7 protein-coding genes are annotated in these 12,039 nt (G+C 69.5%); 4 read left to right on the top strand and 3 right to left on the bottom strand.

Features of this window, described 5'->3' with window-relative positions; genetic code table 11:
• Positions 1-740: 740 nt before the first annotated feature.
• From ACVWZ8_RS13990 to ACVWZ8_RS13980, 3 genes are all read right to left on the bottom strand, one after another.
• A complete protein-coding gene (locus ACVWZ8_RS13990; protein WP_456505951.1) occupies positions 741-4,268 on the bottom strand; it encodes an ATP-dependent helicase in 3,528 nt (1,175 codons plus the stop codon).
• Positions 4,269-4,378: 110 nt separating this feature from the next.
• Positions 4,379-7,750 carry an ATP-dependent helicase gene (locus tag ACVWZ8_RS13985; RefSeq protein WP_456504946.1) on the bottom strand — a complete coding sequence of 1,124 codons (3,372 nt, stop codon included), beginning with the start codon at positions 7,748-7,750 and terminating at the stop codon, positions 4,379-4,381.
• Positions 7,747-8,163: an MGMT family protein gene (locus tag ACVWZ8_RS13980; RefSeq protein ID WP_456504945.1), complete on the bottom strand. Its 417-nt coding sequence runs from the start codon at positions 8,161-8,163 to the stop codon at positions 7,747-7,749. The genes ACVWZ8_RS13985 and ACVWZ8_RS13980 overlap by 4 nt, the downstream gene beginning before the upstream one ends.
• Positions 8,164-8,235: 72 nt before the next feature.
• Between ACVWZ8_RS13980 and ACVWZ8_RS13975 the strand changes: the two genes are divergently transcribed.
• The 4 genes from ACVWZ8_RS13975 to ACVWZ8_RS13960 all read left to right on the top strand — a co-directional run bounded on the left by ACVWZ8_RS13975 (position 8,236) and on the right by ACVWZ8_RS13960 (position 11,991).
• On the top strand, positions 8,236-8,946 hold the full coding sequence (locus ACVWZ8_RS13975; RefSeq protein WP_456504944.1) for an exonuclease domain-containing protein: 711 nt from the start codon (positions 8,236-8,238) through the stop codon (positions 8,944-8,946).
• A gap of 316 nt (positions 8,947-9,262) precedes the next feature.
• Entirely contained in the window at positions 9,263-10,366 is a 1,104-nt protein-coding gene (locus ACVWZ8_RS13970; RefSeq protein WP_456504943.1) for a methionine ABC transporter ATP-binding protein, read from the top strand.
• Complete coding sequence (locus ACVWZ8_RS13965; RefSeq protein WP_426978782.1) at positions 10,366-11,037, top strand: methionine ABC transporter permease; 672 nt, start codon at positions 10,366-10,368, stop codon at positions 11,035-11,037. Before ACVWZ8_RS13970 ends, ACVWZ8_RS13965 begins: the two co-directional genes overlap by 1 nt.
• Before the next feature lie 111 nt (positions 11,038-11,148).
• Positions 11,149-11,991, top strand: coding sequence for a MetQ/NlpA family ABC transporter substrate-binding protein (locus tag ACVWZ8_RS13960; protein ID WP_456504942.1), 843 nt, complete (start codon positions 11,149-11,151; stop codon positions 11,989-11,991).
• Positions 11,992-12,039 lie beyond the last annotated feature (48 nt).

Here is a 12,039-nt window from a genome sequence, read left to right as displayed (position 1 = left end):
CTGAAGCGGGCCAGGCCGAAGGCCAGACCAACGATGCGGGCGACGGGGCTCAGGATGGGGCTCCGAAGGGCCTGGCCGGCGCCGACTCCCCCGGGACGGCATCTGGCGGGGTCGAGTCCCCGCAGGCGGCCGTGGTCGCTGCAGCCGGCGACACCTCAACGCAGTCGATCGGCGTCGTCGGGTCGCCCGCGCCCGACGAGGACGTCTCGACCACCGCGCTGACGGTCGTTGAGGCGAAGTCGCACTAGTGGGCATTTTCGTTGGTTCGTCGGGGGTTAGGTCCAGGCGCTGGGGTCGTTGAGGTAGAGGCCGCAGGCGGTGTCGCGCCAGGCCATCACCGGCGGCGGTTTCAAGGACCTCGACCAGCCGGCCGGTCGACCGGAATACACCACCGGCCTCAACCACTAGCTGCTACGCCTGAGCAGCCACGAGCACGCACCGGCAGCCTGACCCCGACGACCTCAGCGAAAATGACCACCGGACAGGACATGCCCCGCGCCGGGGCCGGCGGATGGACATATTCCGGTCATGCCCTGTCCCCGGGGCGAAGACTGGACATGTCCTCCCGGGGAAGTGGCCCGACGCCCCCAGTGGAGCCACCGCACGTGCCCCCGGATCAGGACATGCCCCGCGCCGGGGCCGGCGTATGGACATATTCCGGTCATGCCCTGTCCCCGGGGCGAAGACTGGACATGTCCTCCCGGGGAAGTGGCCCGACGCCCGACGAACGAAAATGCGTACTAGCCGTGGCGGTCCGGACCCGCTGGGGCGCCTCCTGACGTGGAGCTCTGTCTCCGCTTGCCCTGCCCCAGGGCTGCGGCCACGATCTCCTCAAGCCGTTCCGCTGACCCCAGATCGTGCGGCCGGACCACTTGGTTGTCTGCCACGTAGTAGAACGCGGCGCGCACTTCGTCCAGCGGAACACCCTTGAGCCGGGACCAGGCCAGCCGGTAGACGGCGAGCTGGACGGCCTTGACTTTCAGCTGGGCCGCGGAGGGCCGGCGGCCGGTTTTCCAGTCCACGAGGTCCCAGCCGCCGTCGGCGTCCCGGAAAACGGCATCGATCCGGCCACGCACCACGACGTCTCCGATGCGTGTCTCGACGGGCACCTCGACATAGGCCGGGGCACGGTGGGCCCACTCCGACTGGCGGAACGTCTCCACCATGGTGTCCAGCCCGTAGGCCTCGTCGATATGGTCATCCGAGCCGGCTGCCTCGCCGAGGTCGAGCATGCCGGCGGCGCCGAAGTATTCCTCAACCCAGGCGTGGAAGGCCGTGCCTTTGCGCGCGGACATCCCCGGCTCCCGGGGAACCGGCCGCCGCAGGCGTGCGACGACGGAGCCGGCGTCGTCCTCCAGATCCACCAGGGTCGACGCGGAGATGTGACCCGGAAGGTGGACATCCTGCACGGCGGTGCGCCGGGAGCGGCGTTCCAGCAACGTCGCGGCCTCGCGGGCCCAGCCGGCAGCAGGGCCGCGCAGCGGACGCCGGTGTTCCCCGCCGGCTGGGAGGGCCGGGCGTGGGGCATGCAAGGCCAAGTCAGCAGCGGCATTCAGGATCTCGGAGTCCAGCGACTGCAGCACCCGCGCCGCAGCTGATTCCATCGACGCCCGGCGCCCGGCGACGAGCCGCAGCCGGGAGCCGGTACGCGGGTCGATCGGACCCTCGAGGGGGTCGTAGGGCCACGCCGCCAACTCCAGCTCCGAGGTCAGCGGGCTCTCCTCCGGCAGCGATTCCTCGCCGACGGACAGGGGATGGATCTCGGCGCCCCCTCCGGCGGAGAGAACCTCGAGTTCCGCCAGGAAGGGGGACATCTCCGCCATGCCCGCCCGGGAGCCTACCCAGGCGGCACTGGAGACCCAGAGGACGTGTTTCGCCCGGGTGTATGCCACGTAGGCCAGGCGCCGTTCCTCGGCCTCGCCGTGCACCTGGACAGCAGACTTGAACTCTTTTTCGGCGTCGAGCCAGCCCTTCTGGTCCGGTTGCTCCAGATCCCATTGCGGCAGGTCCGCACGGTCCCCGCGCAGCGGCCAGGGCAGGGCGGCGCTGCCGCTGCTCCAGCGCGAGTCCCGGCTGCTGGGGAAGGCGCCCGCATTGAGTCCGGGCACGAACACGACATCCCATTCCAGGCCCTTGGACGCATGCACGGTCAGCAGCTGCACGGCCTCGTGATTCACTTCCGGTGCGGCGGCGTCGAGGCCGTTTTCCTCGGCGGCTGCGGCCTCGAGCCAGGCGAGGAAGGCCAGCACGCCGACCCGCTGGGAGGTGTGCAGGAATCCGGCCGCGGCGTCCTGGAAGGCGTCCAGGTTCCTCCGGGCCTGATGGATACTGATCCCCGGCCGGGCAGCCACCTCGATATCCAGGAGCGTCGCCCGCTCCACCTCGCCGAGCAGCGTGGTGAGGTCGTCGCCCATGAACCCGCGCAGCTGGCGGAGTTCCAGAGAGAGCCGGTGGAGCCGTTCCCGGGCCGCGGTGCTGAGCGCGCGGCCGTGCCGGGAAACCCAGCCGTCGCGCGGCAGCCAGTCCAGCGCTTCGACCAGGCTGGCGGCGTCCGTGAGGTCGCCCTCGATCACCGCTCCCTCGGAACCGGCATCGGCGCCGGTGTCCGTGTCGGCGTCGCCGGCCTCGGAGCCGCCCGGGCGTCCCCGGCGCCGGGCGAGGAAGCTGGACCAGTCCCGGAAGGCCATCAGGTCGGCCGGCCCGATCCGCCAGCGCGCTCCGGCCAGCAGACGCATCAGGGAGTCGGAGCGGCCGGGATCGGCGAGGACCCGGAGCGTCGCGACCAGGTCCACAATTTCGGGGGTATCCAGCAGCCCGCCGAGGCCGACGATCTCGTACGGAATGCCGCGCAGCTCGAATTCGCGGCGGATGCATTCCATCTGGGCCCGTCGCCGGCACAGCACCGCCATCGCGGGAGGCTCGGGGTCCGTCGACGGGGTCGGGTTGAAGTCCGTCACCCGGAACTTCAGCACGTCGCCGGCGATGGCCGCGGCCTCGTCCTCGTCGGTGGCAAAGCGGCCCATCACGACCCGGCCCTGGACCGCGGCCGGGCTCGGCTGCAGGGGCGGCACTTCCACGGTTTCGGCCGTGTCCCGTGCACCGGCGGCACCGCTGTTGGCCGCGGCCTTGCTGAGCGGGGCGGAGATGACGTTGGCGGCGGAGAGGATGTTCCGGCCGTTGCGCCACGCGGTGGTCAGGTATGACGTCGGGGCAACGGCAAAGCGGGGAGCGGCGGCAGCCGCTGCGGCCCCTTCGTCGGCGGCGCCGTCATCGGTGGCGAGCCGCGCCGGGAATTCGCGGACGAAGTGGAAGAGCTGGCCGGCGGAGGCACCGCGGAAGCCGTAGATGGACTGGTTCGGGTCCCCCACCGCGGTGACGGCGTGGCCCTCGCCGAAGAGCCGGGAGAAGAGCACCAGCTGGGCGTGGGATGTGTCCTGGAACTCGTCCAGGAGCACCACCTTGTAGCGCTGGCGTTCGGTTTCCGCGGCGACCGGGATTTCGTTGGCCACCCGCGCCGCGAGGGCCACGAGGTCGCCGAAGTCCAGGGCGCCCCGGGCGCGCTTGGCGTCCGTGTAGCGGCCAACCATGTCCGCGACGCTGGACCGGGTGCGGAGCAGGGCGCTGAGCTCACCCGCAGCCTGGCTGGGGTTCTTCCTGGCAGTGGCCAGGTAGGGCAGGGCCTCGAACTCGGCGACGCGCTCCAGCAGCCAGCCACGGACCCCGGCCGGGTCCTGGAGGTGCTCCGCGCATTCCCCGGCGAGCTGGATGACCGCCTTGACCAGGGTGGACTTGGCGGAGCGGAAGTGCTCGTAATCGCCGTCGAACGCTTCCACGACCTCGCTGGCGAGCTGGAAGGACTGGGCACCGCCGAGCAGCACAACATCGCGTTCCACGCCGAGCCGGAGGCCGTAGTCGGACACGATCCCGCTCGCGTAGGAGTGATAGGTGGAGACCTTGGGCTCGAGTGCATCCGTGCTCAGCAGCCCGGCCGGAAAGACCTGGTTCCCGGCGTCCGCCGCGGCGATGCGCTGCAGCGCGGCCAGCTTGGCGCGGATGCGGGTGGCGAGCTCCCCGGCGGCCTTGCGGGTGAAGGTTACGCCGAGCACTTCCTCGGGCCGGACCCAGCCGTTGGCGACGAGCCACACCACCCGGTCGGCCATGGTTGCCGTTTTTCCGGAGCCGGCTCCGGCGATCACGAGCCGGGGCGATAAGGGCGAAGAAACGATCAGGGACTGTTCCGGGGTGGGGCTGTTCTTCTCCCCCAGCATTGCGGACAGCTCCTCGGGGCTGAACCTGGGGACGGGCAGAGGGACGGGAAGAGGAAGGGGAAGGGCCCCGGGAGGCGCCGCCGGGCGCGTTGCCGGTGTTGCTTGGGCGGTCATTCGGTAACCTGCTTTCCTCGCGCGCACAGTGGACAGACCTCGGGCAGCCGGCAGCCGTGGCCGCCGTGGCCGCCCTTGGCGGGGTCGTGGCGGGCCTCGAAGGTGTTGCCGGACATCACCCGGGCGGCGCCGCTGACCATGTCCAGCGCCCAGTTCTCGGCCGGGTCCAGCGCCTTCTGGGCCTGGACCCCGGGGCTCTTGGTGGCGGTCCCGAGCTGGGCCAGGACGGCGCCGCCCGGCAGCGGCGGCGGACCGTCGTCGGGGCCGGCAAAACCTCCGGCGAGTACGGCCGCCTGGTAGGCGCCGAGCTGCGGGTGGCGGTCGAGCTCGGCTTTGCCCGGCTGCCGCTTGCCGGTCTTGAGGTCCACGATCACCAGCCGCCCCTCGGCGTCGATCTCCAGCCGGTCGACCTGCCCGCGCAACACGGCCGGACGGGCCGGCCACGGCTCGCCATTGGGGTCGCTGGCGGCGCCAGCGCCAGCGCCCCCGCTTCCGGCGACGCCGGGCGGGGCCTGTGCCGCAACGTCGGGGAGCTTCACCTCGAAGTCCTGCTCGACGCCGACCAGGCTGCGGCCCTCGCTGCGCATGAGCAACACGTATTGTGCCAGCTTCCGGACCATGGACTCGGCGCGCTGGAAGTCCAGCTTGCCTTCCCAGTTATCCTTCATCCCCAGTGCCGGCCAGCGGCGCACGAGTTCGGCCACGTATTCGCTGCCGGAGGCGTCCGGAAAGTCCTGGGCGATGGCGTGCACCAGGGTTCCCAGGCTGCGGGCAAAATCGGTGGCTGCCTCTCCGCCCGCGGCCTGGACGAACCAGTCCAGGGGCGATTTCTGCACGGTTTCAACCTTCGAGGGTGAGACGTAGACGGTGCCTCCCGGCGGAACCACAGGCTCATCCGAGGACAGCGGCGCCAGGCCCCACCAGGTTCCGGGATGCGCCCCGGGCACGGGAGGTTCTGCGGCGGCCAGGGCGCCCAGCACCGAACTCGCCTCGGCTGCCTCGGGCGCATCCAGCTGGGCATACTGGCGCAGTTCGGCCACGAGGGCGCGCAGGGTCAGGGGCCGTTCCACCGGGGTGAAGCCGCGCCGGTCCTGGTCCGGGTGCAGGGGTACGACGTAGTCCAGGAATGAGGAGGGCTGCTCGTCCTCGGAGGAGACGGCGGTGCAGATCAGCACCTGCCGGGCCCGCGACACGGCGGTGGAGAAGCTCCGGAGCTCGTCGTAGCGGATTTCCCGCAGCCGGCTGAGCGGGTCCAGCTGCAGGGCGTACTCCACTCCGTGTTCGACGGCGTCCGCGAACAGGGTGCTTCCGAGCAGTTCGCCACGGAGCCGCGTGTTTGGCCACACGCCCTCCTGCAGTCCCGGGACGATCACGACCGGCCATTCCCGTCCGGCGGCGCTGGCGGGGGTCATGAGTTCCACGGCGTCCTCCAGCTGCGCCCGCGCGGCCAGGGTGTCCATGGGCAGTTCCTGGCTGAGCAGGTACTCCAGGAACTGCTCGGGGCCGGATCCCGGAAGCTGGTCCACGAAGCGCTCGGCCGTGTGGAACAAGGCCATCATGGCATCGAGGTCGCGGTCCGCGCGGGCTCCGGCGGCGCCGCCGGCCAGGGCCGCCTCGGTCCAGCGCGAAGCGAGCCCGGTGGAGTTCCAGAGGGCCCAGAGCACGGTTTCGGCGTTGCCGCCGGGCGCCCGGGAGGCTTCCCGTCCGGCCAGGATCATCCGCGCGATCCGGCGCGCGGAGTGCCCCTCGATGCCGAGCGTGGCCAGCGCCCCCGGCTCCAGCAGGGCCTCGACCAGGAGCGCGTCACTGGTGCGCCCGCCACCGCCGAGGATTTCCTCGCGCCGCAACGATTGGCGCAGCCTGCGCAGCTCGATCGAGGTGGCGCCGCCGATCCGCGACGTCAGGAGCGATACCGCCGCCTCGGGCGTCAGCATGGCGGGGTCCAGCACGACGGCGTAGGCATCGAGCAGGGGCCGGACCGCGACTTCGTCGCGCACGGCGGATTCGGCCACCGGAATCCGGACCGGGATGCCCTGGCCGGCGAGGTAGCGCTGCAGGTGGCTGAGCTGGCCGCCGTTGCGGACGATCACGGCGATCTCGCCCAGTTCCCGGCCGTCGTTAAGCTGCGCTTCGAGGATCCGCTGCGCCACGTAGCGCAGTTCGTGCACCGGGGACGGCAGCAGGTGCGCCTCGACGCTGCCGGCACTGCTATTTTCCGGGCTGCCGGCGGCCGCGCCGTCGGCAGCGATACCGTCCGCACCTGCGGGGGCTTCCCGGCGCGGCTGTTCGAGCCGGCGCGTCGTCTGACCGCCGGCGCGGCGGGAGATGCGCCCGGCCACCGAAAGCCAGGCTTCCGCCACGGCCGAAGTGTGACGGTGCGCCGTCCAGAGCGGGCGCTCGAGGACCGTGCCGCCGGCGGGGGCGAGCAGGTGTGGCAGTTCGGCCACGAGGTCCGGGCGGGCGCCGCGGAAGCCCTGGACCACCGTGTCCGGGGATGAGGTGACGAGGGCGTCCTTGCCCGCGGCGATGTCCGCGAGCAGTTCGAACACGGCAGGGTTCGCTTCCTGGATATCGTCCACCAGGACCAGCTGGAGCCGGTCGCGTTCGGCGGCCAGGAAGTCCGGGGCGTCCTGGAAGATCTGGCGGGCGGCCGTGATGATGCCGGCAGGGTCGAAGGCTTCGGGCATGCGCAGGTCCAGGACGTCGCGGTACTCGGCGTACAGTCCGGCCGCGGCGATCCAGTCGGGCCGATGGCAGCGGCGGGCCAGGACCACGAGGTCCTCGGGCGTCCGGCCGGATTCGATGATCCGGTCAAAAAGCTGGCGGACTTCCTGCCGGAACCCCCGGGTCTGCAGGGCGGCCCCAAGGTCCTCCGGCCAGGGCAGCTCGAGCCCCGGCTGCGCGTGGCCTTCGAGCAGTTCCTTGATGATCAGGTCCTGTTCCGGGCCGGAGAGCAGCTTCGGCGGCCGCGGCAGCGGCAGGATGCCCTCGGCCTTGGCGCGCCGGATCAGGTCGAAAGCGTACGACGCCCAGGTGCGGGCCGGCGTCGTACTCAGGCTCCGGTCCAGCCGTGCGGTGAACTGGTCCCGGAGCGAATCGGCGGCGAGCCGTCCGGGTGCCAGGATGAGCATCCGTTCCGGGTCCAAGCCGTCGCGCTGTGCCCGGCGGACGGCGGCCTCCACCAGCACCGTGGATTTGCCCGTCCCCGGCGCGCCCGGGACGAGGACGGGCCCGGAACCGTGCGGGACCTCGACGGCGGCGAGCTGGTCCGGCGAGAGCACCGGGACGGCGCTGTGCTGCTTGCGCGGCGGGAGGAGACGGAGGCCGGTTGTTTGGCTGGTTGTTTGATGGGGGCTGGGAGTGCTCACGCAGTCATTTCATCATCGGGGGCCGACAGTTTGTGCAAGGAGCGTTCCAGCCGCTCGGCGATGGCGTCGATCCGGTCGAACTCGGCGTCGGACGGCGCCCAGCGGGCGGACTGGAGGTCCACCCGCCAGCGTCCCCCACCGGTGCGAAGATATTCCGCGTAGTTTCCCAGCAGCGGAGTTCCTTCCAGCAGGTACAGCGTCAAGGCCTCGCGCTCATGTCCCGGCGGGGCGTCACCGCTGGCCTTCAGGACGCGCCACCAGGGGACCGAACTGCCGTGGTGGCTCATGACGGCGCCGATCTGCCGGGCGCCGCCGGATCCCAGGAGCTCGGCGACGTCGCCATAGGCCACCGCCGCACCTGCAGGAATCAATGCCACCACGTCCAGCACCGCCTCCGCATACTCCATCCGCATGACTCAAGGCTACCGTCGCGGCCCGGCCGGGGTTGGCGCATTACTGTCGGGGGCAGCAGGTAGCGTTATGGCATGAGCACCTGGAACACCCTCCCCCGCGCAGCCTTTGATCTGGAAACCACCGGCAGGGACTCCCGCGCTGCCCGGATCGTGACGGCGTCGGTCACCGTCGTGGATTCCGACGGCGGGATCATCAAGGAGCATGAGTGGCTCGCGGATCCCGGCGTGGAGATTCCGGCCGAGGCCAGCGACATCCACGGCGTCACCACCGAAAAAGCCCGCAGCGAAGGCCGTCCCGCCGCGGACGTGACACGGGAGCTCGCCGCCGTGCTTCAGGAGCTGTTCGACACCGGGGTGCCGGTCATCGCATTCAACGCCAGCTACGACTTCACCGTGCTCGCCGCGGAATCTGCCCGCTACGGCGTCCCGCAGCTGAGCCGCTTCCCGGTGCTGGACCCGTACATCATGAACAAGCAGGTGGACCGGTACCGCAAGGGCAAGCGCACGCTGACCGCACTGTGCGAGGAGTACGGCGTCAGCCTGGAAAACGCACACACTTCCGCGGCGGACGCGTTCGCGACCCTGCGCATGCTCGACGCCATGGCCGGAAAGTTCCCCAAGCTCAGGATGCCGGCCAGCCACCTGCACCAGCTCCAGGTCGAGTGGGCCTCCGCCCAGGCCGCGGACTTCCAGACGTACCTGCGCAAGACCAAGCCTGCCGCCGTGATCGAGGGCGACTGGCCGGTGCTGCCGCCCGAAGACGCCAGCCGCGGCGACTTCTGACCGGGACTCCCACCCGTCAGCGGTCTTCCAGCGCCGGCACGCTGCGCACGCTGGGACGGAGATCACAGGCCCAATACGGCGCTGCCCGGCAAAGATAGCCGGGCGGGGATTCCGCCGGCCCCGGCCCGGAGGGTGCTACGGCCGCAAGCAAGCCTGGAAGGCCGCACATTCCACATTGATCTGGGCCTTGCAGTGAACTTCCTGCGAAAGTGGATGCGAAATGGCACCGCTGACATAATTTAGTTCAGAACCGAGCTGTGTTATGCCGCGCCCAATCCCCAATCCCCGAACGCCAATCCCCAACGCCAGAGGATCAATGATCACAGTTACCGACCTTCGAAAGGTCTACCGGCAGGGCAAGAAGGAAGTGGTGGCCCTCGACGGCGTCACGCTTTCGGTGCCGAAGGGGTCCATCCACGGCATCATCGGGCATTCCGGTGCCGGCAAGTCCACCCTAGTGCGCTGCCTGACCCTGCTGGACCGTCCGACGTCCGGCTCCGTCAGTATCGACGGGACCGAACTCAGCTCTGTCAGGGACTCGGAAATCCGTGCTGCCCGCCGCCGCATCGGCATGGTGTTCCAGCACGCCAACCTGATGGACTCCAGGACCGCGGCCGGTAACGTGGCCCATCCGCTCGAACTCGTGAAGACCCCGAAGGACAAGGTCCGGAGCCGGGTCGCGGAACTCCTGAAGCTCGTGGGCCTGGAGGGCTTCGAGGACGCCTATCCCTCGCAGCTTTCCGGCGGCCAGCGCCAGCGCGTCGGCATCGCCCGCGCCTTGGCCTCGGACCCCGATGTACTGCTGTGTGACGAGCCCACCTCCGCCCTGGACCCCGCGACGACGAATGAGATCCTGGATCTGATCCAGGAGCTCACCAGCCGCCTGCAGTTGACCGTGCTGATCATCACGCACGAGATGAACGTCGTAAAGCGCGTCTGCGAATCGGTGTCACTGCTCTCGCACGGCCGGATCATCGAACACGGCCCGCTGCGGGACGTGGCCGGCGACCTGGACAGCAAGCTGGCACGGGCGCTGCTTCCGCTGCCGCCCTCGGAGCCACTCCCGGGCGCCCTGCAGGGCGGGCCGGTGCTGGAGATCCTGTTCTCCGGCGACAGTGCCAAGGAACCCGTGCTCACGGGCGTCGCACGGCATTTCGACATGGACATCAATGTCCTGGCCGGCAGTGTCGAGACGCTGGGCGGTCAGCAGTTCGGCCACCTGCGTGTGCAGCTGGCAGCGAACGCCGACTTCGACGCCGTGCTGCGCTACCTGCACGACCGCGGCATCGCCGCGAAGCGCTCGGCCCCCGCCCCGGCTGCAGACCCTGACTTTGTGGATTCTGCGCCACTGGACGCTGAGAAGCCGGACGCTGCGAAGCCGGACGCTATTCTCCTCCGCGGGGAAGAGGGAGGTAACTAGTGAACGATATTTTCAGCAACCCCGTCCTGGTCAAGGCCCTGCCCGAAGCGATCGTGGAGACCCTCCAGATGGTCGGCATCTCCGCCTTCTTCACCGTGCTGATCGGCCTGCCGCTGGGCGTCTTCCTGCATGTCTCCGCTCCGGGCGGACTCCGGCCGATGCCCGTGACCAACAGGATCCTGAGCGACGTGATCGTCAACATCACCCGGTCCATCCCGTTCGCCATTCTGATGGTGGCCCTCATTCCGCTGGCCCGGGCCCTGACCGGCACCAGCCTCGGCCCGGTCGCCGCTTCGGTGTCCCTCTCGATCGGCACCATCCCCTTCTTCGCCCGGCTCGTGGAGACCTGCCTGCGCGATGTGCACCATGGCAAGATCGACGCGGCCCAGGTGATGGGCTCCACGAACATGCAGGTCATCAGCAAGGTGATGCTGCGTGAATCCCTGCCGGCCCTCGTCGCAGCGGCCACCACCACGGTGGTCACCCTCGTCGGCTATTCCGCCATGGCCGGGCTTGTGGGCGGCGGCGGCCTCGGCAAGCTGGCCTACAACTACGGCTTCCAGCGTTTCGACGTCACGGTCATGCTCGTCACCATCGTGCTGATCGTCGTCCTGGTCCAGATCATCCAGCTGGTGGGCGAGCGGATCTCCCGCAGCCTCGACCACCGCTGACCCGCCCTCTCCCATAGACCAACACCCCTGCAGCGGGTAGCCGCCCGCTGCATCTGCGCGGATCACGGCGCCGACGTCGTGATTCCAGCTATTTCGAAAGGAACGCATCCGATGCGTAAGTCACTCACCCTTCTGGCCACCGGCATTGTCACTGCCCTGGCGCTGACGGCTTGCGGTGGTTCGTCCACCCCCAGCGCCGAGGTCAAGACCCTGGACCCCGCCAACCCCGTCACCCTCAAGGTCGGAGCCAGCCCGGTCCCGCACGCGAAGATCCTGGAGTTCGTCAACCAGGAACTCGCTCCCAAGGCCGGCCTCAAGCTGGATATCAAGGAGATCGAGGATTACCAGACGCCCAACACCGCGCTGAGCGACGGCTCCCTGGACGCCAACTACTACCAGCACCTCCCGTGGTTCGAGGACCAGGTGAAGACCAAGGGCTACAAGTTCGGCCACGGCGAGGGCGTCCACATCGAGCCGTACGCCGCCTTCTCGGAAAAGGTCAAGGACATCAAGGACATTCAGGATGGCGCCAAGGTTGCCATCACGAACGACCCGTCCAACCAGGTCCGGGCCCTCAAGGTCCTCCAGGTCTCAGGCCTCGTGAAGGACATTAAAGAGGACTCCTCCGTGCTGACGCTCACGGACGAGCAGAACCCCAAGAAGCTGAAGTTCTCCGAGAACCAGCCGGAACTGCTGATCAACGATCTCAAGGATCCCTCCGTGGACCTGGCCCTGATCAACGGCAACTTCATCCTCAAGGCCGGGCTCAGCACCGACAACGCCCTGGCCGTGGAATCCGTGGACAACAACCCCTACGCCAACTTCCTGGCCTGGCGCGAGGACTCCAAGGACGACGTCCGGGTCAAGAAGCTCGACGAGCTCCTGCACTCCCCCGAGGTCAAGGCCTTCATTGAGAAGGAATGGCCTAACGGAGACGTGACCGCGGCCTTCTAGGCAAGTCGGCCCCGAAGCGTTAACCACCTATGGCACCCGCCGCGGCGG

Source organism: Arthrobacter sp. UYCu723, from assembly GCF_054059215.1.
This window is presented reverse-complemented; position numbering and strand designations above follow the sequence as displayed.